The following is a 22,358-nucleotide window of genomic DNA, read 5'->3' as shown; positions in this document are numbered from 1 at the left end:
GACCCTGGCCACCACCTGACCCCGCCCGGGGCAGGCGCCCCAATGGCACCCGCCCGCGATTCAGCCGACCCAGCATTCGGCGACAGCGCCAGCCGCAAGAGACCACTTCTTCAGCAGCCTCCTAGCGCCTCGCTCCTCAGGGACCGGGGGGAGTGCTCAGGGACCGGGGGGAGTGCTTAGGGACCGGCACGCTACCCGGGCGGCCTCACTCCTCGTCGACGAACTCCAGGATGTCGCCGGGTTGGCATTCGAGCACGCGGCACATCGCGTCGAGCGTGCTGAACCGGATCGCCTTGGCGCGACCGTTCTTCAGCACCGACACGTTGGCCGGTGTCAGCCCGACACGTTCCGCGAACTCGCCGACGCTCATCTTCCGCCGTGCCAGTTCCACATCGATGCGCACGATGATCGGCATCAGATCACCGCATCCATGTCGGTGCGCAGGTCGGTGGCCTGCCGGAGCAGCGCGCGCATGACGATCATCAGCAGGCCGAACACTGCGACGAACGTCAGACAGACGAACATCAGCAGCGGCAGGCCCGGGTCGTCGGCATTGATGCCGACGTAGACGAAGGCCCCCGCGAACGCGACCCATCCGACGGCCACCGTCCAGACGATCACGTCCACCCAGATCAGCGACGCCCGGGTGAAGATCCGATCGCCGCGGACCAGGGTGAGCAGCCGCCAGATGCAGACCAGTACCACCTCGACGCACAGGATCAGGAAGGCCGCCAGCGCGGTCGCCGGCCAGCGTAGGTGGGCCGACTCGGGCGACTCCGCGGCCATGTGCGCGAACTGCCCCGGGAACGACAGCGTCTGCAGCACTATCAGGACGGCGAGCAGGACCAGCAGCGCGGCGCGCAGGGGGATGACGACTCGATTGTCGACGTTCATACATCGATATTCGATGGATGGATATCGTATGTCAATACACTCAGGGAGCGAGTGAGTAATTTGGTGGAGTGGCGATCAGGGTCGCCCGCGCACCGTAGAGTGGTGCGCTGTCCACGCATGGTCCGGTCTGGGGAAATCGGATGATGCGGACATGCTCGGACGGATCGTGGCAGATATCTTGACAACGGATGTTGCTACGATTTGTCGGAATCCCAACGGAGGTGTCATGAGCTTCAAGAGTCCCTTTCCCGATGTCGAGATCCCGAACCAGACGGTCTACGACTTCCTGTTCGGGTCCATCACCGACGACGACATGGATCGGGTCGCGCTGGTCGACCCCAAGTCCGGCGACGAGACGACCTACGCCCGGCTGATCGGGCAGATCCACGCCGCGGCGGGCGCCCTCGCGGCGAAGGGGATCGGGGTCGGCGACGTGGTCGGCATCCTGTCGCCCAACATCCCGGCGTTCGCGACCGTGTTCCACGGCGTCCTGCGCGCAGGCGGTACGGCAACGACGATCAACGCACTGTTCACCGCGCCGGAGATCGCCAAGCAGCTCACCGATTCGAAGGCCAAGATGCTGGTCACCGTGTCCCCGTTGGCCGAACAGGCCAAGGCGGCCGCGAAGGAGGTGGGCATCTCGGATGCGGACCTGATCATCCTCGACGGCGCCGGACTCAAGGCGACCGGACATCCCAACGCGGTGGATCTTCTCGCCCCCAATCTCCCCGCTCCCGATGTCACCATCGACCCGGCCACCCACGTGGCGGCGCTGCCCTACAGCTCCGGCACCACCGGCAACCCGAAGGGTGTGGCGCTCAGCCACCGCAACCTCGTCGCCAACGTCGCCCAGATCAAGCCTCTGCAGGGCATGACCTCCGACGACGTGGTGATCGCGGTGCTGCCGTTCTTCCACATCTACGGCATGACCGTGCTGCTCAACGCGGCTCTCTACAACCGCGGCCGGCTGATCATCATGCCGAAGTTCGACCTGGTCGAGTTCCTCGAGAACATCCAGAACCACAAGGTGACCAGCGCCTACATCGCGCCGCCGGTCGCGGTCGCGCTGGCCAAACACCCCATCGTCGACAGCTACGACCTGTCGTCGCTGGAGATGATGATGTCGGGTGCCGCACCCCTCGACGACGAGCTCGGCAAGGCCGTCGCGAAACGGCTGAACCTGCACATGTTGCAGGGCTACGGGATGAGCGAGCTGTCGCCGGTGAGTCACCTGATCCCGATCGACACGCAAGCGGCACTGGGCCAGGAGGATCCGCCGCTGTCGTCGACCGGGTGGGCGATCCCGAACACCGAGAACAAGATCGTCGACCCGGCCACCGGCGACGAGATCGAACTGCCGAGCGAAGGCCTGTCGGAGCCTGGCGAACTGTGGGTGAAGGGGCCGAACGTGATGCTCGGCTATCTCAACAACGATCAGGCCACCGCCGACACCATCGACGCCGACGGCTACCTGCACACCGGTGACCTCGCCCAGGTCGATCCCACCGGCTGTGTCTACATCGTCGACCGGCTCAAGGAGCTCATCAAGTACAAGGGCTACCAGGTTCCGCCCGCCGAACTCGAGGCCCTGTTGCTGACCAACCCGAAGATCGCCGACACCGCGGTCGTCGGTGCGGTCGACGACGACGGCGAGGAGATCCCCAAGGCGTTCGTCGTCAAGCAGGCCGACGCCGACCTCACCGCCGATGAGGTGATCGAGTTCGTCGCGGCAAAGGTCGCCCCGCACAAGAAGGTTCGCGCGGTCGAGTTCATCGAGGCGATCCCGAAGTCCGCGTCCGGCAAGATCCTGCGTAAGGACTTGCGGAAGTAGCCTCCGCTCACGACGTGCCCAGCACGGAGGTCGAGTGGGCGCTGTTTTTCGTCGAGTGGGCGCGGCCAGTCATCTGAACGCGCGGTTCGCTGTCACTTCCGCGCCCACTCGACGAAAAACCGCGCCCACTCGACACGAAAGGTCGTCACTCGACCTTGTGCTAGTTGATCTCTTCGAGATGCCGGTCGTCGGAGATGTGCTGACGACGATGCCACCAGTAGGTGAAGGCCCACAGGATCACGCCGAGCAGCAGCAGCCAGCCGGCGATCACGTACTGCTCGTTGTCGGCGCGGGCGAACGGCAGGGTCAGCGCACCCGAGGTGACGGCGCCGAGCACGGCGAACACGGTGTTCGTCTTGAAGTGCTTGTGCTGCACCTTGTCCCGGCGCAGGACCAGGACCGAGATGTTGACGACGGTGAACACCGCCAGCAGCAACAGGGCGGTGGTGCCGCCGAGTAGGCCGACGACGTTGCTCTCCGGGTCCGAGCTGACGTACACGAGCAGGCAGAGTGCGATGACGGTGGTGAAGATGATCGCCGCGAACGGGGTACGACGGCCCGGATGTACGTAGGCGAGGAACTTCGGCAGCACACCCTGTTTGGCCATGCCGTAGAGCAGTCGGCTGGCCATCATCATGTTGATCAGGGCGGTGTTGGCGACCGCGAACATCGATATCCACGGCAGCAATTCGGTCATCGGGAAGTCCGGCGCCGCCGCCTCGACCACCTGGACCAGTGGGGTGTCGCTCTCGGCGAGGTCGCCGACCGGGACGATCGCCACGGCGGCGATGGCGATCAGCACATATACGACGGCCGTGATCCCGAGGCCGGTCAGCATCACCTTCGGGAAGATGCGGGTGGGTTCCTTGCACTCCTCTGCCATGTTGACCGAGTCCTCGAAACCGACCAGCGCGAAGAAGGCCAGAGCGGTTGCGGCGGAGACGGCGATGAACGCGTTCTTGTCGGCGGAGGTTTCGAAGGCCACCACGGCATCCCAGTGTTCGGCGTTGCCGCCGATGATGAACCAGTAACCGATGAAGATCACCAGCAGCAGGCCGGACAGTTCCACCAGGGTCAGCACGACGTTGGTGCCGACTCCCTCGGCGACTCCGCGGAAGTTGATGAACATCACCAGCAGCAGGAAGCCGATCGCGAAGAAGAGTAGGGCGGGGTTGGTCGAGTCGGGTTCGTCGCCGCCGCTGAACGCGGTCAGCATGTTGGCGGCGAATGCCCGCGACGCCGTGGTTGCCGAAGTGATACCCGAACACATCACCGTGAACAGGACGATGAACGTCAGGAAATGCACCCCGAATGCCTTGTGGACATACAAAGCCGCCCCGGCAGCCTGGGGATATTTGGTGACCAGTTCGAGATAGGAAAACGCGGTGAGGGTGGCGACGGCGAAGGCGATCAGGAACGGCAACCAGGCCGCACCGCCCACCTCGCCGGCGACCTGGCCCGTCAGGGCGTAGACGCCGGTCCCCAGGATGTCGCCGATGATGAAGAGCAGCAGCAACTTCCAGCCGAGGACACGCTTGAGTTCGGGTTGTTGGTCGGGTTTGCCGGCGCCTGTCGCGCCGGTATCCGCGCTGACGGTCATGTAGTGAAGCTAGACCGGTTTCCGGGGATTCGCGCGTTCGTTGACCGATTTGATGCGGACGGAATGCGCGGCGAGGGTGTGCGAGACTTCTCTCATGAGCAACGGCACCCTCATTCTGATGCGGCACGGCGAAAGCGAATGGAACGCGTCCAATCAGTTCACCGGATGGGTTGATGTGGCCCTCACCGAGAAAGGTGAGGCCGAGGCGCTGCGAGCCGGTGAGCTCCTCATCGAGCACGACGTCCTGCCCGACATCCTCTACACGTCGCTGCTGCGGCGGGCCATCCAGACCGCGCAGATCGCGCTCGACAAGGCCGACCGCCACTGGATTCCGGTCACCCGCGACTGGCGACTCAACGAGCGCCACTACGGCAAACTGCAGGGTCTCAACAAGGCCGAGATCAAAGAAGAGTTCGGCGACGAGCAGTTCATGCTCTGGCGCCGCAGCTACGACACCCCGCCGCCGCCGATCGACCCCACCGCCGAGTACAGCCAGACCGACGACGCGCGCTACGCCGATCTCGCCGAGGTGCCGCTGACCGAGTGCCTCAAAGACGTCGTCGAGCGGATGGTGCCGTACTTCACCGAGACCATCGCCGCCGACATCCGGGCGGGGAAGACCGTCCTCATCGCCGCCCACGGCAACTCGCTGCGCGCGCTCGTCAAGTACCTCGACGGGATCTCCGACGAGGACATCGCAGGTCTCAACATCCCCACCGGCAACCCGTTGCGCTACGACCTCGACGACGATCTGAAGCCGCTGAATCCCGGCGGCACCTATCTCGATCCGGAGGCGGCGGCAGCCGGCGCGGCGGCGGTGGCGGCGCAGGGTCAGAAGTGATCAGCGGCTGACCAGCTGTAATGAAAACGTCATGGTCCCGATGATGTGATGCACGCTACATTGGATGCCATGGCGAACGTCGGGAGTCTGAGGATCAATCATTCCCCTGCTCAGGAACGCTACGAGGCGATCTTGAAGCCGGGTTCCACAGCCGGGTCGACGGAGTCCGGGGACTATGCAATCGACGACGAGCAGGTCGTGGGCTACCTCGACTACGTGTCGGAGCCATATCAGGTGGTGTTGACCCACACTGTGATCCACGAGCAGTACAGCGGTCACGGTTATGCGGGGGAGCTCGTCCGGGTGGTCCTCGATGACATCCGCGACGCAGGCAAGCAGGTGGTGCCGGTCTGCTCGTACGTGCAGCGGTTCATCACGCAGCACCCGGAGTATGCGGACATGGCGGTTCCGGTACCGCAGTGAACGTCGGGATGCGGCGAAGCTAGCAGCGGCACCGCATCGGCACAGTGGGTAGGTGGAACGCCATATGAACAGCGGCGGAACAATGCCTTCGGATGTGCAGAGTGCGTTCGTCGGGCCGTAAGCTGCCATTGTGACCGTTGCACAGCTCGTCGCGGCGATCGCCATCGCTCTTGTCTGCCTTGCCGGTGGGATCATCATCGGATTCAGCGCGCGGCGTCATGGCCGTGGCCCACTCTTCTCCCGCACCAAGTCGTCGGTTGACGACCACCCCTCGGCGGAGACCGCATCCGCCGTGACAGGGCTGGTCAGCCAGCGGGTGATCGCCGCCAACGCACCGCGTGAGGTGGCCGAGACCGCCGAGCTCCGTGACTCGGACGTCTCCGTCACCACCGACGACGGGCGGATGACCAAGGCGGGGCTGCTCAGCCTCATCGTCCGCAACAGTGAGAACGCGGTAGCCGTGGTCGACCGGTTCCGCGACGTCGTGCTGTTCAACAACCAGGCCGTCGAGCTGGGCGTCGTCCACGACCGGCTGCTGGCCGACGCGGTGTGGGACGCGGCCAAGGAAGTCCTCGACACCAAAGCCGAGGCCCGCTTCGAGTTCACCCCGGTCCAGTCGTCGTTCGGGTTCGTCTCCACTGGACGTGCAACCACCCGTCAGGTCGAGTCGGTGCGGTGCCTGGTCCGTCTGGTCGCCCACGAGGACGAGAGCTATGCGGTCGTCTACGGCACCGACGACACCGAACACAGCCGGGTCGAGGCCACCCGCCGCGACTTCGTCGCCAACGTCTCCCACGAGCTGAAGACGCCGGTCGGCGCGATCGGCCTGCTCGCCGAGGCGCTGCTGGAGTCCTCCGACGACCCCGAGTCCGTCGAACACTTCGGTCGTCGGGTGCTCACCGAGGCCGACCGGCTCGGCAACATGGTCAGCGAGCTCATTGCACTGTCCCGCCTGCAGGGCGGGGAGACGCAGGAGTTCACCGCCGTCGACGTCGACGACCTGGTCCGGGAAGCGGTCGAGACCTCGGCCACGACCGCGGAGGCGGCGGGCATCACGCTCCGGACCGACGACGACACCGGGTTGAACGTGCGTGGCGACCGCATGCTGCTGCTGACCGCGATCAGCAATCTCGTGGTGAATGCGATCGCCTACTCGCCGGCGAACACGACGGTGTCCATCAGCAGGCGGATCACCCCGATCGACGGACGACCGATGGTCGCGATCGCGGTGACCGACCGCGGTATCGGCATCGCCCGCGAGGATCAGGAGCGCGTCTTCGAGCGGTTCTTCCGGGTCGACAAGGCCCGCTCGCGACTGACCGGTGGCACCGGGCTGGGCCTGGCCATCGTCAAGCACGCGGCGGCCAACCACGGCGGGTCCATCGGCTTGTGGAGTAAACCCGGCACGGGATCGACGTTCACGCTGTGCATCCCCGAGGACCTCACGGCCGAAATCGCAGGGGCCGGAGAGGTGCCCGATCTCGTGATCGACGACGGTGTCTGTGACCCGGGTGCCGTCGAGCACGCCCAGAGCGAGCCGGGGATCGCCCGGACAGCCGACCATGACCAACGACAAGAGGAACTTCATCGGTGACGCACGTACTGATCGTCGAGGACGAGGAATCCCTGGCCGACCCGCTGGCCTTCCTGCTCCGTAAAGAAGGTTTCGAGGCAAGTGTCATCAACGATGGGGCGCAAGCGATCTCGGCATTCGACCGGGTGAGCCCCGACATCGTACTGCTCGACCTGATGCTGCCCGGGATGTCGGGTACCGAGATCTGCAAGACCCTGCGCTCACGCTCGAGCGTCCCGGTGATAATGGTGACCGCGCGCGACAGTGAGATCGACAAGGTCGTCGGCCTCGAACTCGGTGCCGACGACTATGTCACCAAGCCGTACTCGGCGCGCGAACTGATCGCCCGCATCCGCGCGGTGCTGCGTCGCGGCGGTGACGTCGGCGAGGAGGAACTCGCCATCGGCGTCATCGAGGAGGGCCCCGTCCGCATGGACGTCGAGCGCCACACGGTCGCCGTCAACGGCGAGTCGATCACCTTGCCGCTCAAGGAGTTCGACCTCCTCGAATACCTGCTGCGCAACGCCGGCCGGGTGCTGACCCGCGGTCAGCTGATCGACCGCGTGTGGGGCGCCGACTATGTGGGGGACACCAAAACCCTCGACGTGCACGTCAAGCGGCTGCGGTCAAAGATCGAGCCCGACCCCGGCAACCCCAAGCACCTGGTCACCGTCCGCGGCCTCGGCTACAAGTACGAGCCGTAGGCCACCGCACCTCACAAGCTCGCAAGCTCACCTCCCAACGCCATCAGCACGGAGGTCGAGCGTGCGCGAAAGCTCGCAAGCCGACTTCCCAACGTGCCCAGCACGGAGGTCGAGTGGGCGCTGTTTTGCGTCGAGTGGGCGTGGCATACCACTGAACGCACGATTCCTCGCCAACTCCCGCGCCCACTCGACGCAAAACAGCGCCCACTCGACACGAAAGGCAAAGCCGAGACTCACGAAACGCTAGAAAACAACCCCACCCGACCCACGAAACGCGGGCACAACCAACCCCTACTCCTCGATGAGGTTGTACTTCTGATCCGTCTCCCGCCGACTGGTCGCGGCCGTCGTCGCCGGATGAACGGCGATGAGCCCCAGTCCGTTTCGTCGTCGGCAGGCGTCGGCTAGCGCCTTGTAGGCGGGTCGGCCGATGAGTTCGGTCAGTTCCGGAGCATACGACTGCCACACCTGGGTGGCGCCGACGTGGGCGTCGGGGGAGCCGGAGCAGTACCACTTGAGGTCGTGGCCGCCCTCGCCCCACCCGCGACGGTCGTACTCGGTGATAGTGGTGCGCAGCACCTCGGTGCCGTCCGGACGTTCCACCCAGTCCTGTTCGCGTCGGATCGGGAGTTGCCAGCAGACGTCGGGCTTGACGGTCAGCGGCTCGAGGCCGCGTTTCAGCGCCATCGAGTGCAGCGCACATCCCTCGCCGCCGGCGAATCCCGGACGGTTCAGAAAGATGCACGCGCCCTTGTGTTTCCGGGTCTTGAGAGCCGGTTCGTCGTCGAGGTCACCCTCTTCGAGGTAGCCGCGTGGACCGAGCGGATCCTTGCCCGTGCCCTTCTTGTAGAACTGCCAGTCGTCCTCGGTGAGCATCGCCATCGCCTTGGCAAGTTTCTTGCGGTCGTCCTTGTCGGACAGATATGCGCCGTGGCTGCAGCATCCGTCGTTCTCGCGGCCCTCGATGATGCCCTGGCAGGCCGGTGTCCCGAACACACATGTCCAGTAGGACAGGAGCCAGGTCAGGTCGGCCTTGATCACGTGTTCCGGATTCTCCGGATCGGCGAATTCGTACCATTCGCGCGGAAAGTCGAGATCGACCTCGGGCGCGGGGGTCATGCGTTCGGGGGCCGCGGGGCGCGAGGCTTCGGTACGGGTCACAACTCAACGGTAACCGCCATCGGCGAGGTGGCGCCCGATGGGCCGACCCGCACGTTTGGGCCTGCCGCGTCCCGATCGCACCACGCCAGGCAGTACTCTTGGGGTCCGTGCGTCTAGGAGTGCTCGACGTGGGCAGCAACACCGTTCACCTGCTGGTCGTTGATGCCCATCGCGGTGGCCATCCCAACCCGATGAGTTCGACGAAGTCCGTGCTGCGGCTCGCCGAACAGATCGACGACCGCGGGTGTCTCACCGACCGTGCGGCGGCCAAGCTGATCGAGTCGGTCGACGAGTTCACCCACATCGCGTCGACGTCCGGATGCGAACAGATCATGGCGTTCGCCACCTCCGCGGTGCGCGATGCGAGCAACAGCGACGAGGTCCTCGCGCGGGTGGCGGCCAAGACGGGCGTCGAGGTGACGGTCCTGTCCGGTCACGACGAGGCGCGGCTCACCTCGCTGGCTGTGCGCCGTTGGTACGGCTGGAGCGCCGGCCGCATCCTCGCCCTCGACATCGGTGGCGGATCGCTGGAGATGTCCAACGGTGTCGACGAGGAGCCCGACTCGGCGATGTCCCTGCCGCTCGGCGCGGGTCGCCTGACACGTGAGTGGTTGCCGGGTGACCCGCCGGATCGCCGCCGGGTCGCGGTGTTGCGGGATTGGCTCGACGCTGAGCTCCGGCCGGTGGCCAAGGAGCTGACCGCGCCAGGTCGCCCCGACCTCGCGGTGGGTACCTCCAAGACGTTCCGCAGTCTCGCCCGGCTGACCGGCGCCGCGCCGTCGAGTGCGGGTCCGCGGGTGAAACGGGAGCTCACCTCCAACGGTCTGCGTCAGCTGATCTCGTTCATCTCGCGGATGACGCGCGACGACCGCGCCGAACTCGAGGGTGTCAGCGCAGATCGGGCCGGACAGCTGGTGGCGGGGGCGCTCGTCGCGGAGGCGGCCATGCGGGCGATGTCAATAGATACACTTGAGATCTGTCCGTGGGCTCTGCGTGAGGGGGTCATCCTGCGACGGCTCGACGCCGAGCCGGTGCAGGCGGCGGAGGCCGTCGCGGCCGAGGCCGTCGGTTCCGGCGGCTGACGGGCGGACGAATCCGCAACCGGACGGGCGAGACAAGCGCCGACACGGACAAGCGTCCGGCGTGCGGGCGAGCAACATCGAGGACGGAGAGCACCCTGTATGGCTAGCGAATCGGGTTCCGGGGGACGAGCGAGCGGGCCTGATGACACCGACTCCCGACCGATCTCGGTCTCGGAGTTGTTGGCCCGCAGCCGAGAGGACGGCGGGACGTCGACCGTCCCGGGGCGCGAGTCGCGCAACCGACGCCGGGTGGGCCGCGAAGGTGCGGTCTCGGTGTCGGAGCTGACCGGGGAGATTCCGCGCATCCGATCCGCCGATGGCGAGGCCTCCACCTCGTCGGGAGAGTCCGCGCCGTCGACCGCACCGCGACGTCGCGGCGCCGGCCCGGCCTCCGGACCGTTCCCGCGCTCGGCCACCCCTGTCGCACGACGCTATGCCGAGGACCGTCCGGTACCCGACCGTTCCGCCGGCCCGGCGCCGACACCCCGGCCGACCAGCTCTGATCCGTCGGCCCCGAGAACATCGGCCCCCAGAACGACGCCGCCGGTGCCGTCGAGCGGCATGCCCGGGTTCGCCCCGCCGTCCACGCGCGACTTCAGTGCCGCCGACGTTGCCGAGCGGGCGTCGACGAAGCGGGCCGAACCCGCCGGCGCGTCGGCCGAGGAGACCGAGAACGCGAACGCGGTCACCGGCATCATCCCGGTGGTCGGCGACGATCGCGAGGGCCTCGTCGTCGTGGACTCCGACGATGTCGACGTCGTCGACCTCGCCGCCCCGACCACATCGCGCGGTGGCGACACGACCACTGGCGAGAACTTCGGCGAGGTGATGGAGGACTTCGACTCCTACCGCGCGTTCGCCGACGTCGAGGAGGACGAGCCGAAGCCGCGTCGGAAGCTGTTCGGACGCCGCAAAAACAAAGATCGGTCGGCGCGGCCGGCAGCTGCCCGGGAACGTGAGCAGCACGACGCCGCCGCGACCGACGAGAGCACCGACGGCTCGGTCGGCGACGAGACCGCCGACCACGGGGCCGTGCTGGGCATGATGGCCGCCCCGGTGGTCGCCGGAGCCGTGGCCACCACGACCGACCGCACATCGGACACCGACGACACATCCGACGGAGAGTCCGCCCCGGGCGACGACGCGACCGACGCCCCGGCCGCCGAGGTCGACACCAATGCGCAGACCACCGCGCCCGATCCGGTCGAGACCGACGCCGACACTGCTGACACCGAGGCAGACACCGGCCGTCCCGACGTCGAGAACGCCGGCTCCCCGTCGGGCGACACCACACCTGCAGCCGACACAGCGGCCGCCGCCGACCGGCCCTCGGCCCATCCGACGACGGACCACGACGTCGTCGCCGAGAGCGCCCCGCCTGCGGCGGAGGTCGCCGCGACGGACACCACGAGCACGAACACGGACACCCCCGCCACGTCCACCGACGCAGCGGCATCCGAGGACCGCCCGCACGAGACGTCGCCGCTCCTCGCCTGGCTGCTGATCATCGGGCAGGCGCTGGCCGGACTGGCCGTCGGCGTGGGGCTGTTCTGGGGGTTCACCGAGCTGTGGAAGTGGAACGTCTACTTCGCGTTGGTGTTGGCAGTGCTGGTGATCTTCGGCATCGTCACCTTCGCGCACCTTGTGCGACGCACCAAGGACCTGACCACCACACTGCTGGCGATGGGAGTGGGCCTGATCGTCACGATCGGTCCGCTCGTGTTGCTGGCCACCTGATCGGCTCGTGAACACCATCCAGCCTGCGCACCGCGGCGAGATCCCCGTCGCACTGTCCACCGCGTCGGTGTATCCGCAGAACACCGAGGCCGCATTCGCCTACGCCGCCGAACTCGGGTTCGACGGCGTCGAGCTGATGGTGTGGGGCGAACCGGTCAGCCAGGACATCAAGCACGTCGAGTACCTGTCGGAGCGCTACCAGGTCCCCGTGCTCTCGGTCCATGCGCCGTGTCTGCTGATCTCCCAGCGGGTGTGGGGGCGCGACCCGCTGGTGAAGCTCGGCCGCTCGGTGCAGGCGGCCGAGGATCTGGGCGCACAGACGGTCGTCGTGCACCCGCCGTTCCGCTGGCAGCGTGCCTATGTCGAGGGGTTCGACGACCTCGTCGCCGAACTCGAGGACGACAGCGGCATCGACGTCGCGGTGGAGAACATGTTCCCGATGCGAGTGGACCGTCTGTTCGGGGCGGGGGAGCGGTCGGCGCGGCGGCTCCGCGAGCGGGGCGGCGGTCCGGGCATGTCCGCGTCCGCGTTCGGCAAGTCCATCGACCCGACCGACGACGGCTACGCGCACTACACCCTCGACCTCTCCCACACCGCGACGGCCGGCGCCGACGCGATCGCGATGTTCGAGCGGATGGGGTCGGCGATGAGCCATCTCCATCTCGCCGACGGCGACGGCGCCGCCACCGACGAACATTTGATGCCCGGCGACGGCGATCAACCCTGCGCGGAGATCTGCCGCCGACTCGCCGACAGCGACTTCGCCGGCACCGTTGTGCTCGAGGTCACAACCAGCTCGGCCCGCACCAAACCCGAACGCAGTGCGCTGCTGGCCCGTTCGCTAGATTTTGCCCGGCGGCACCTCGCACGGGGGCTGTCTGCCGACGATGCCGGGCGTGTGCGTTCCGAACGGAGCTGACCTCCCGGCACAGCCGAGGGGGAACCGACATGAGCCGTAAACTTGCCGACCTGCTGACCCTCACCGAGGTGTCCCGGCCGGGAGAGGGCCGCATCACCTACCGCGCGGTGATCGATCCGGTCTTCACGATCGGCCCCAAGGTGCACGGCGGCAGCCTGCAGATGATCGTCGCGCGTGCTGCGGCGCAAGCGCTGACCGACCTCGCGCCGGCCGGCGACGACCGCGCCCTGGGCAAGATGCCGGTCGCGATCACCAGCGACTTCCTCGCGGCGCCCGACGCCGCCGAGATCGACCTCGAGGTCGCGGTCCGCAAACGTGGACGCACGGTCACCGTGATGACGGTGGATGCGGTGCAGAACGGCCGGACCATGGTGCCCTCGTCGGTGACCTGTGCCCGACCCGACACGGGCACCCCGCACCATTCGGCGCCGACGATCCTCGACGACACCGCGGCCGAGCCGCCCGCCGACGGCATCGGCATCGACAACTCCCCGGTCTCCGAGGTCATGCACCTCGGGCCGGCGCTGGACCTCGTGCTGGATCCGGCCACATTCCCCATCGTCCGCGGGGAGACCGGCGCGCCCGTCGTGCGTGGGTGGGTCCGGCCCAAGGAGGACCGCTCACCCGACACCGATTTCGCGGTGCTGGTCTGCGACATCTCGCCGCCGGTGGTGATGAACCTCGCCCTGTTCGGCTGGGCCCCGACGGTGCAACTCACCACCTACGTGCGTCGTCACCCGGCGCCCGGGTGGCTGCGGTTCGCGGCGACGAGCACCGAGGTGGGACCCGGCATGTTCGAGGAGGATCATCTCGTGGTGGACTCGACCGGTACCGTCGTCGCGCAGTCGCGGCAACTCGCCCTCATCCCGCAGCAGTCGTGACCGGCCAGACGCCAGGCGTCTGTCCCCCAGACATCAGTTCAGAAAGGCATCACCAGTGACCGAACGCATCGCCATCGTCGGTGGCGGCAAGATCGGCGAAGCGCTCTTGGCCGGCCTGATCCAGTCCGGCAAGCAGACCAAGGATCTCGTCGTCGCCGAGAAGATGCCGAAACGCGCGAAGGAGATCGCCGACGAGTACGGCGTTCTGGTCACCGACGTGACGACGGCCGCGGAGGGCGCGCATTACGTGTTCCTGGCGATCAAGCCCGACGACGTCGACTCGGTGCTGCGGGAGCTGTCCAGCGCCGAGGATGCCGCCGAGACGGAACGCGTCACCGTCACCCTGGTCGCCGGGCTGCCGCTGTCGCGCTACGAGAACGGCCTGCAGGCGGGGTCGCCGGTGGTGCGGGTCATGCCCAACACCCCGATGCTGGTCAACGAGGCGATGTCGGCGGTGTCGGTCGGCCGCTACGTCGGCGAGGAACAGCTCGACGCGGTGGTGCGGCTACTCGAGACCGTCGGAAAGGTCGCGGTGGTACCGGAGCGGCACATGGACGCCGTCACCGCCATCTCCGGGTCCGGGCCCGCCTACGTGTTCCTCATGGCCGAGGCCATGATCGACGCGGGCGTCGCGCTCGGCCTCAGCCGGGTGCAGGCCGGCGAGCTGACCGTGCAGACCATCCGCGGTGCGGGTCTGCTGCTGAGTGAGTCGGGTCTGTCGCCGGTTGATCTGCGTGCCGCGGTGACCTCGCCCGGCGGAACGACCGCGGCGGCCATCCGGGAGTTCGAGGCGAACGGCTTCCGGCACGGTGTCTATGAGGCGACCCGGGCGTGTGCAGCGGCCAGCAAGAAGGCCGGACATCGACCCGACATTGAGGGTTTGAGCGGCCCCAACGGGGGACGAAGCGACGTCGACGCCCCATGATTTTGGGGTAGTTTGGCGAGAAACCCCAGTATGTAGGGTCTGAAGGTCACAACCGGCGCAACATTCACACAACTCACGTCGCTTTTTTCACATCAGCCACGCTAAGCTCTTTTAAGCACGTGCGTGTCTGGTGTCCGCCGGAGGGGAAGCCGGCGGCCGCGACGCGTGCTCCGGAGGTATGAGTAATTCATGGCACCTGCAGACAATCCTGGTGACAGGACCGGCGCAGTGGGCAACGCGACCTCGGGCTCGCAGTTCCTCACGGTCGCCGAGGTCGCATCTCTGATGCGGGTTTCGAAGATGACGGTCTACCGGCTCGTGCACAGCGGTGAGCTGCCGGCAGTCCGTGTGGGCCGGTCGTTCCGAGTTCACGCCAAGGCCGTGCACGACTACCTGGAGACCTCGTACTTCGACGTCGGCTAGCCGACGCGAGGCTCTTCGATCCACGACGACTCCCTCGGTGGACACACCTCAGGTGTGCTCCGCAGGGGGAGTCGTGGCGTCTGCGGGTGACCGGATTTCTTCTGGTAGGCGACGAGAAGGTAATGTGGGAGGTCGCGTGCTGATGCCCCCGCGTTGCGTCACGCACCGGCTGGGCACACCAGAGAAGTCAGTAGAACCGCGTCAACTGTGAGGAAGCACCCCAATGGGTTCAGTGATCAAGAAGCGCCGCAAGCGCATGTCGAAGAAGAAGCACCGTAAGCTGCTGCGACGGACCCGGGTGCAGCGTCGCAAGCTCGGCAAATAGTCGGATCGGGTCGCGTACCCGTCCGACACCTCCGAAGAACCCGCCCTGGTGGCGGGTTCTTCGCGTTTTTGCAGGCGGCCTGACGGGTAGCCGGGCGGGTCGCCGCGCCCGCGGCTAACCTGGGTGCCATGTCCGACGAGCAGCCCGCAGCGCCCCGGACCGTCCTGGTCACCGGTGCGTCCACCTTCCTCGGCGGATACCTCGTGGCGCGCCTCGCGGCGAATCCCGCCATCGAACGGGTGCTGGCCGTCGACTCCCGCGTACCGCGCAAGGACCTCTTGCGACGGATGGGTCGCGCGGAGTTCCTCCGGCTCGACATCCGACGCCCGGCGATCGCCAAGGCCATCGCCGGATACGAGGTCGACACGGTGGTGCATGCGGCCACCTCGATCATGGAGACCGCACCGCACTCGGCCGCGATCAAGGAGTTCAACGTCGTCGGCGCGATGCAGGTGTGCGCCGCCTGCCAGCGCAGCCCGTCGGTCAAGCGCCTCATCCTCCGCTCCACCGCGATGGTGTACGGCGCCAGCGGACGTGACCCGTCGCACTTCTCCGAGGAGACCCCGGCGCGCCGCGAACCCAAACGCGGATACGGCCGCGACCTGCTCGACATCGAGGGCTACGTCCGCGGCCTCGGCCGCCGACGCCAGGACATCGAGGTCACGATCGTCCGGCCGCAGGCCATCCTGGGGCCACGGATCAACACCCGCATGGGGTCTTACCTCTCGCTGCCGATCGTGCCGACGGTGATCGGGTACCAGCCGCGGCTGCAGTTCCTGCACGAGGAGGATGCGCTCGCCGCGATGGAGCACGTGACGCTCACCGGAAAGACGGGAACCTTCAACGTATCCGGGGAGGGCGTGGTGACCCTCACGCAGGCGATTCGCCGGATCGGGCACATCGAACTCCCGGTTCCGAGCAGCCTGCTCGCGCCGATCACGGGTGTGTTCCAGGATCTGCGGTCGGCGAAGCTGCGGTCGAGCCAGACCGAATACCTCACCTACGGACGGGTTCTCGACACCACCCGGATGCGCACCGAGCTCGGCTTCGCGCCACGGTTCACCACGCTGGAAACCGTCGACGACTTCATCGAACGCGGGAGTTCGGCGCCGGTCATCGGTGCCGACTCGTGGCGCGGCATCGAGCGTCGCGTCGTCGCCGCGGCGCACCAACTCCAATGAGATGGTCAAGCGCAGGCAAAGAAAAACGGCCGATGTGAATCGTGGCTAGCCGCGACGCGCCGAGAGTCGATGCGATATGCGGCACAAACGAGCACAAAGGTGAGTCACGCTCTAGACTTGGACGCCAGACCCACTCGGGGGGCGCGTACCATCGAGTCTGTTCGCCAATGGGGACGGTGGGGGGTTGACGATCAATTGACGCAGAGGTGAGGATCTTGGCAGGTGGCGGCGCTACGGACGCACGTACCGCAAAGGTGATCCAGCTGTATGCGACCCCCGGTGACGGAGTCGATTCGCGCGGGAGTCGGAGTGCAGCTCGAGAGCAGGGTCGCCGTCGGCATCCCAGTCAGCAGGCCGGTGGTGCCCATCCCGCCAAATCTGCACCCGCTCAACGCAAGTCCCGGCAGAATGCGCAACTCGGACATCCCAACACCGATGGCTTCGGGCGTCCCGCGGCGCCCGTGACTCCGATCAGTGACGACGTGCAGGTCCCCACTGAATCGCTCGGCGTCGAACACCTCGGACCGAACCGCTCGAGCCCACTGTTCTCGCTGTCCGGGATCCGGGGCGCGGTCGCCGATTCGTTGACCGCGACGGCCGGGTTCATCCGGGAGCGGATGACGGGTGATTACGAGGTCGACGAGTTCGGTTTCGACCCGCATTTCACCGAGTCGGTCTGGTTCCCCGCGGTGCGACAAGTGTATGACAACTGGTTCCGGGTCGAGGTGTCCGGCGTGGAGAACCTGCCGGTCGAAGGGGGCGCGCTGCTCGTCGCGAACCACGCCGGCACTCTCCCGATCGATGCGATCATGACATCGCTGGCGGTGCGCGAGAATCACCCGACCGGACGTTTTCTCCGAGTTCTCGCCGCCGACATGGCCTTTGACACTCCTGCCGTCGGCGAGGTCGCCCGCCGGATCGGTGCCACCCTCGCCTGCACCCAGGACGCCGACCGGCTGCTGCGCGCCGGTGAACTCACCGCGGTGTGGCCGGAGGGATACAAGGGAATCGGCAAGCTCTACAAGGACCGCTACAAGCTGCAGCGTTTCGGTCGCGGTGGATTCGTGACGACGGCACTGCGCAACGCGGCACCGATCATCCCGGTGTCGATCGTCGGGTCCGAGGAGATCTACCCGATGCTCGCCGACCTGAAGCCGCTCGCCAAGGTCCTTGGGCTGCCATACTTTCCGATCACGCCGATCTTCCCGTGGCTCGGCCCGCTCGGGATGGTCCCGCTCCCGTCGAAGTGGCACATCCACTTCGGCCGCCCCATCGAGACCGGCTCGTTCGACGAGGCGTCCGCCGACGACCCGATGGTGGTCTTCGACCTCACCGACCACGTCCGTGAAGAGATCCAGCAGACCTTGTTCCGGATGCTCAGTCGTCGCGGTAGCGTCTACTTCGGCTGACGGGCGAGCGTTGCTCGGTCCCTGAGGAGCGAGCGTCATCCCGTTCCCTGAGGAGCGAGCTTGCGAGCGCGCCGCCCTGAGTAGCGAGCTTGCGAGCGTATCGAAGGGTCACGAAGGGCGGCCCTTCGTGACAGACCTCCGCTAGCGCTCCGGTCCTCCTCAGGGATCGGGTCGGGTGCACACAGACGAAGGGCGGGCGTGGATGAAGGCAGTGGCGTGTCAGCACGGGGAACTCTCCGTCGTCGATCTACCCACTCCCACGCCCGGACCCGGACAGGTCCTCATCCGGGTGGTCCGCGCCGGCATCTGCGGCTCCGATCTGCATGCCCGGACCCACGGCGACGCCAGCGCGGATGTGGCCGACGAGGTCGGCTATCACGCGTTCATGCGCTCCGACGAGTCGGTCGTCATGGGTCATGAGTTCACCGGCGACGTCGTCTCCTACGGTCCCGGCTGCCGCAAGCGGTGGGCGCCGGGCACCCCGGTGGTGTCGGTGCCGATGATCAAGCACGGCGACGACGCGCACCTGACGGGCCTCTCGGCTCGCGCGCCCGGCGCCTACGCGGACCTGATGCTGGTCTCCGAGGATCTCACGATGCCCGTCCCCGACGGGGTACCGGCCGAGCATGCGGCCCTCACCGAACCCCTCGCCGTCGCCCATCACGCGGTGCGGCGCGGCGACGTCGGCAAGCGCGACGTCGCGGTGGTGATCGGCTGCGGACCGATCGGCCTCGCGGTGATCCTGATGCTGAAGGCCGCGGGCGTCCGGTCGGTGGTCGCCTCCGACCTGTCCGCAGGGCGGCGCGATCTGGCCCGTCGCTGCGGCGCCGACGTCGTGGTGGACCCGCGCGCGGATTCGCCGTGGCAGGCGTGCACACAGCGGCGTCGCTACCTCACCGATGCGTCCGATCTGTTCGACACCGCGTTCTCCGCCATGCACGAGCTCCAGCGGATTCCGCGTGTGCCGTGGGCCAAGGTGATGCGGGTCGCCGAACGGGTCGGTGCAACCCCGCAGGGGCCGGTGGTGTTCGAATGCGTCGGTGTGCCCGGCATCATCGAGGACATCTGCTCGCACGCCCCGTTCCGGTCGCGGATCGTGGTGGTCGGGGTGTGCATGCAGCCCGACACCTTCCGGCCCGCGATGCCGATCAACAAGGAGATCGAACTGCGCTTCGTGTTCGCCTACGATCCCGGCGAATACCACGACACGCTGCAGATGATCGCCGACGGAAAAGTCGACCCGGGCCCGCTGATCACCGCGACCGTCGGCCTCGGTGGTGTCGCCGCGGCCTTCGATGCCCTGGGGTCGGCCGAACACCACGCGAAGGTGCTCATCGACCCGACCTCGGACGTCGTCACGTTGTAGCGGGTCAGTCCTCGGCCGGGTCAGTCCTCATCGGTCGCGGCGACACGGCCGGACCGGACCGCCGCCACCAACGTCTCGTGATCGGCCTCCGTGCGGTCGGCGTAGCGCACCGCATACCGGCCGATGACCTCGTCCAGATCGGAGTCGTCCTCGAAGTAGCCGCTCAGTTCGCGCGGATCGAGGGAGCGGGAATGCGCGCGGGCGAGCAGGGCGCCGGCCAGACGCCCGTAGTCGTCGAGGTGATCGCGCTCCAACGCGGTCGGATCGATGTCGCCCTTCAGGTTGCGGAATTGCCGCACGATGAACGGCATCCCGTCGATGGTGGTCCAGCCGAGCATGATGTCGGTCTCCGTCTGCACGAGACGCGCGCCGTGCACGATCCGCTTGCCCTCGTGTCGCGGGGTGGGCCCGGTGAACCGTGACGAGAGGAACGGCGCGAGCGACGACGGCTGCGCCTGCTTGAGCTGCAACACCAGGACCTCGTCGGCGTTGCCGAGCATCAACGCCACATAACTTCGCAGGCCGACGCTGCCGGTGCCGACGATCCGGAACGCGACGTCCGCGACGGAGTACCGCGCGATCAGGTTCCGCCTCGACTCGCGCAGCGTGTCGGCGTAGCGTTCCAGGCCGTCGACGACGGCACCGGCCACCGACTCGTCGACCGATGTCAGAATCGGCGGATCCTCGACGAATCGCCTACTGCTGATACCGGTTTCGTGATCATCGAGGTGTTCGGTCCACTTCGCCGCCACCTTCGCGCTGGTGTTGCGGCGGGCCTTCTTGGCGGCTTTTGCGAAGTCGTCGAGCAGTTCGTCGGCCTTCACCCGCTCCAGCACGGACTCGTCGGGCAGCGCATTCCAGGCGCGCAGGAACGGGACCTCCGCGAGGCCGCGGATCGTCCGCCGGTACGACTTCACCGCGTCCTCGGCGGCCTCGACACAACCGGATTCGGAGACGCCACCCTCGCGGCCGGCGAGGACCAGACTCGCCGCGAGGCGTTTGAGGTCCCACTCCCACGGGCCCGGGATGGTCTCGTCGAAATCGTTGATGTCCATCACGATCTGCCCGTCCGGCGAGCCGTAGAGGCCGAAGTTGGCGGCGTGCGCGTCGCCGCAGAGCTGCGCCGTCAGGCCGCTGGCCGGGCTGTCCGCGAGGTCGGCCGCCATCAGGCCGGCCGCGCCGCGGAAGAACGCGAAGGGCGACGCGATCATCCGGCCGATCCGCATCGGGATCAGATGCGGCAGCCGGCCCGCGTTGCTCGCGTCGACGAAGTCCAGGACATCGGGACGCGACCCACCCTCGCTGGCGTGGTCGTGCGCGTCGATGGGGACCTGCGCACGCAGGGCGCGTCCCCGTTCGACGACGTCGTCGGACTCGACACGCGTGCGGAGATCCACGCGTTTGCGTTGCTTCGCCACAGGGCGAATCTAGTGGATACCGGGTTGTTCAGCCGCGATGCTGGCGGATCAGCCGGGTGGCCGTCGCGGCGCCGGCCCCCGCGGCGCCGAGCACCAACGCGGTGGTCGCGCCGTACTTCGCGGCCTTGCGGGCGGTGCGGAAGTCGTAGATCTCCCAGCCGCGGACCTTCGCGACATCGCGCAGGTCGGCGTCCGGGTTGATCGCCACCGCGGTCCCCACCAGCGACAGCATCGGCACGTCGTTGTGCGAATCCGAATACGCGGTGCAGCGCTTGAGATTCAGACCCTCGCGGATCGCGAGCGCACGCACCGCGTGCGCCTTGCCCGGCCCGTGCAGGATGTCGCCGACGAGACGGCCGGTGAACACGCCGTCGACGCTCTCGGCGACGGTACCGAGGGCCCCGGTCAGCCCGAGGCGTTCGGCGATCGTCTGCGCGAGCTCCACCGGCGTCGCGGTCACCAGCCACACCTGCTGCCCGGCGTCGAGGTGGCGTTGGGCCAGCGCACGCGTTCCCGGCCAGATCTTCTCCGCGATGTAGTCGTCGTAGATCATCTCGCCCAGTTCGGCGAGCTCGGAGGTACGGCGTCCGGCGATGAACGACAACGCCTTCTCCCGACCCTCGGCGACGTCGGCCGCGTTCTCCTTGCCGGTGAGCTGGAACTTGGCTTGCGTCCACGCGAAATCGAGGATGTCGCCATAGGAGAAGTACTTGTGCGCGGCCAGACCACGCGCGAAATGGATGATCGACGCGCCCTGCACCAGCGTGTTGTCGACGTCGAAGAACGCGGCCGCGGTCAGGTCGCGGGGCGCGCTGGTGGGCTCGATGTCGTCGCTCGGGCGTGCCCGCAGCGAGTCCACGGCCGCCTTGGCGCTGGCCTCACCCGCGAGCCGCTGACGCAGTTCGTGGGCGGTCTGCCGGAACCGGCCGCTGGTTGCCCGGGCCCGCTCGGAGATCCAGGTGGCGACCCGCGACGCCTCTTCGTCGTCGGCGTCGTCGAAGTCGTCGGAATCCTCGTCGCTGTTCGCGCCACCGTCCGGGTCCATCGCGTCGGCGTGCGCTTCCCAGTCCTCGCCGTCGATCGTGATCTCGTCGCCGACGGCGTCGGCGGCCGTCTCCTCGGTCTCCTCAGGCGTCGGATCGTCGTTGCGATCTGCGTCCTCGGAGCCCGGGACCTCCTCGGCCACGGCTCACCTCCACTCCGCTCGTCGCCCCCGGTCCGGAACTCCGGAACCTCACAGTAGCCGCGGTCCAGCGTAGTCGGGAGCAATCGCGAGCAGTGACACACTGATCTGCGTGACCGGTCACCCGGCCGGGTCCCCCGATCACAGGAGGCTGTCATGTCGTTGACGTTGTTGACGCGGGCCGGCTGCTCGGCGTGCGCCACCGCACGCGCCGAATTGGCGCGTATCTGTGCGGATCTCGGAGTCGAGTTCGACGAGGTCGACGTGGACCGGGCCGCCGACGACGGCGATCCGATGGTGCGTGCGGAGTTCGGCGATCGGCTCCCGGTGGTGTTGCTCGACGACGAGGAACACAGCTACTGGGAGGTCGACGAGCCGCGGCTGCGCGCCGACATCGCTTCTCGGCGGCCGTGACGTCGGCCGCTCGCGTTGCGGGTGGGCCAGGGGAGGAACACGTTATCGCGCGGTATACGCTGACCCGT

Annotated in this window: 22 protein-coding genes; 16 read left to right on the top strand and 6 right to left on the bottom strand. The window is 67.4% G+C overall.

Annotation, left to right across the window (positions count from 1 at the left end; translation table 11 throughout):
* Positions 1–205: 205 nt before the first annotated feature.
* Entirely contained in the window at positions 206–415 is a 210-nt protein-coding gene (locus VZC37_RS24345) for a helix-turn-helix domain-containing protein (protein WP_330437365.1), read from the bottom strand.
* Positions 415–894 (bottom strand): DUF2975 domain-containing protein, encoded by a 480-nt coding sequence (locus tag VZC37_RS24340; RefSeq protein WP_330437364.1) that lies wholly within the window; start codon positions 892–894, stop codon positions 415–417. Before VZC37_RS24340 ends, VZC37_RS24345 begins: the two co-directional genes overlap by 1 nt.
* Before the next feature lie 226 nt (positions 895–1,120).
* Between VZC37_RS24340 and VZC37_RS24335 the strand changes: the two genes are divergently transcribed.
* Positions 1,121–2,725 carry an AMP-binding protein gene (locus VZC37_RS24335; RefSeq protein WP_330437363.1) on the top strand — a complete coding sequence of 535 codons (1,605 nt, stop codon included), beginning with the start codon at positions 1,121–1,123 and terminating at the stop codon, positions 2,723–2,725.
* A gap of 160 nt (positions 2,726–2,885) precedes the next feature.
* Here the strand turns inward: VZC37_RS24335 and VZC37_RS24330 are convergent, their stop codons facing one another.
* Entirely contained in the window at positions 2,886–4,325 is a 1,440-nt protein-coding gene (locus VZC37_RS24330) for an APC family permease (RefSeq protein WP_330437362.1), read from the bottom strand.
* A 94-nt stretch (positions 4,326–4,419) separates the two neighbouring features.
* Between VZC37_RS24330 and VZC37_RS24325 the strand changes: the two genes are divergently transcribed.
* From VZC37_RS24325 to VZC37_RS24310, 4 genes are all read left to right on the top strand, one after another.
* Positions 4,420–5,166, top strand: coding sequence for a phosphoglyceromutase (locus tag VZC37_RS24325; protein WP_330437361.1), 747 nt, complete (start codon positions 4,420–4,422; stop codon positions 5,164–5,166).
* 69 nt (positions 5,167–5,235) lie between these two features.
* On the top strand, positions 5,236–5,589 hold the full coding sequence (locus VZC37_RS24320; RefSeq protein WP_330437360.1) for a GNAT family N-acetyltransferase: 354 nt from the start codon (positions 5,236–5,238) through the stop codon (positions 5,587–5,589).
* A gap of 130 nt (positions 5,590–5,719) precedes the next feature.
* Positions 5,720–7,183, top strand: coding sequence for a sensor histidine kinase (locus tag VZC37_RS24315; protein WP_330437359.1), 1,464 nt, complete (start codon positions 5,720–5,722; stop codon positions 7,181–7,183).
* A complete protein-coding gene (locus tag VZC37_RS24310) occupies positions 7,180–7,866 on the top strand; it encodes a response regulator transcription factor (RefSeq protein WP_330437358.1) in 687 nt (228 codons plus the stop codon). Before VZC37_RS24315 ends, VZC37_RS24310 begins: the two co-directional genes overlap by 4 nt.
* 291 nt (positions 7,867–8,157) lie before the next feature.
* Here VZC37_RS24310 and VZC37_RS24305 read toward each other — a convergent pair whose 3' ends face one another.
* Positions 8,158–8,985 (bottom strand): DUF3109 family protein, encoded by an 828-nt coding sequence (locus tag VZC37_RS24305; protein WP_330437368.1) that lies wholly within the window; start codon positions 8,983–8,985, stop codon positions 8,158–8,160.
* Positions 8,986–9,134: 149 nt separating this feature from the next.
* Between VZC37_RS24305 and VZC37_RS24300 the strand changes: the two genes are divergently transcribed.
* The 10 genes from VZC37_RS24300 (at position 9,135) to VZC37_RS24255 (ending at position 19,275) form a co-directional block, all read left to right on the top strand.
* The gene (locus VZC37_RS24300) at positions 9,135–10,109 is read left to right on the top strand and encodes a Ppx/GppA family phosphatase (RefSeq protein WP_330437357.1); all 975 of its coding nucleotides are present in this window, start codon (positions 9,135–9,137) and stop codon (positions 10,107–10,109) included.
* Between the two features lie 99 nt (positions 10,110–10,208).
* Complete coding sequence (locus tag VZC37_RS24295) at positions 10,209–11,846, top strand: hypothetical protein (RefSeq protein WP_330437356.1); 1,638 nt, start codon at positions 10,209–10,211, stop codon at positions 11,844–11,846.
* 7 nt (positions 11,847–11,853) lie between these two features.
* Positions 11,854–12,765, top strand: a complete 912-nt coding sequence (locus VZC37_RS24290) for a sugar phosphate isomerase/epimerase family protein (RefSeq protein ID WP_330437355.1) — start codon at positions 11,854–11,856, stop codon at positions 12,763–12,765.
* A gap of 29 nt (positions 12,766–12,794) precedes the next feature.
* Positions 12,795–13,646, top strand: a complete 852-nt coding sequence (locus tag VZC37_RS24285) for a thioesterase family protein (protein ID WP_330437354.1) — start codon at positions 12,795–12,797, stop codon at positions 13,644–13,646.
* A gap of 55 nt (positions 13,647–13,701) precedes the next feature.
* Positions 13,702–14,571, top strand: a complete 870-nt coding sequence (gene proC, locus VZC37_RS24280) for a pyrroline-5-carboxylate reductase (protein WP_330437353.1) — start codon at positions 13,702–13,704, stop codon at positions 14,569–14,571.
* Positions 14,572–14,760: 189 nt separating this feature from the next.
* Positions 14,761–14,994: a helix-turn-helix domain-containing protein gene (locus VZC37_RS24275; RefSeq protein WP_330437352.1), complete on the top strand. Its 234-nt coding sequence runs from the start codon at positions 14,761–14,763 to the stop codon at positions 14,992–14,994.
* A 223-nt stretch (positions 14,995–15,217) separates the two neighbouring features.
* The gene (locus VZC37_RS24270) at positions 15,218–15,319 is read left to right on the top strand and encodes a 30S ribosomal protein bS22 (protein ID WP_003402602.1); all 102 of its coding nucleotides are present in this window, start codon (positions 15,218–15,220) and stop codon (positions 15,317–15,319) included.
* 128 nt (positions 15,320–15,447) lie between these two features.
* A complete protein-coding gene (locus VZC37_RS24265) occupies positions 15,448–16,500 on the top strand; it encodes an NAD-dependent epimerase/dehydratase family protein (RefSeq protein ID WP_330436608.1) in 1,053 nt (350 codons plus the stop codon).
* Between the two features lie 206 nt (positions 16,501–16,706).
* On the top strand, positions 16,707–17,909 hold the full coding sequence (locus tag VZC37_RS24260) for a lysophospholipid acyltransferase family protein (RefSeq protein ID WP_330436607.1): 1,203 nt from the start codon (positions 16,707–16,709) through the stop codon (positions 17,907–17,909).
* Positions 17,910–18,111: 202 nt separating this feature from the next.
* A complete protein-coding gene (locus tag VZC37_RS24255; protein ID WP_330437367.1) occupies positions 18,112–19,275 on the top strand; it encodes a zinc-binding dehydrogenase in 1,164 nt (387 codons plus the stop codon).
* A gap of 20 nt (positions 19,276–19,295) precedes the next feature.
* Here VZC37_RS24255 and VZC37_RS24250 read toward each other — a convergent pair whose 3' ends face one another.
* A complete protein-coding gene (locus VZC37_RS24250; protein ID WP_330436606.1) occupies positions 19,296–20,693 on the bottom strand; it encodes a DUF2252 domain-containing protein in 1,398 nt (465 codons plus the stop codon).
* Positions 20,694–20,721: 28 nt separating this feature from the next.
* Positions 20,722–21,738 carry an HAD family hydrolase gene (locus VZC37_RS24245; protein ID WP_330437366.1) on the bottom strand — a complete coding sequence of 339 codons (1,017 nt, stop codon included), beginning with the start codon at positions 21,736–21,738 and terminating at the stop codon, positions 20,722–20,724.
* Positions 21,739–22,032: 294 nt separating this feature from the next.
* Here VZC37_RS24245 and VZC37_RS24240 point away from each other — a divergent pair, with 294 nt between their 5' ends.
* Entirely contained in the window at positions 22,033–22,290 is a 258-nt protein-coding gene (locus tag VZC37_RS24240) for a glutaredoxin family protein (RefSeq protein ID WP_330436605.1), read from the top strand.
* Positions 22,291–22,358 lie beyond the last annotated feature (68 nt).

The organism is Gordonia sesuvii, assembly GCF_036350415.1.
GTDB lineage: Bacteria > Actinomycetota > Actinomycetes > Mycobacteriales > Mycobacteriaceae > Gordonia > Gordonia sesuvii.
Note: the sequence above shows the minus strand (reverse complement) of the source record. Positions and strands in the feature narration are given on the sequence as shown.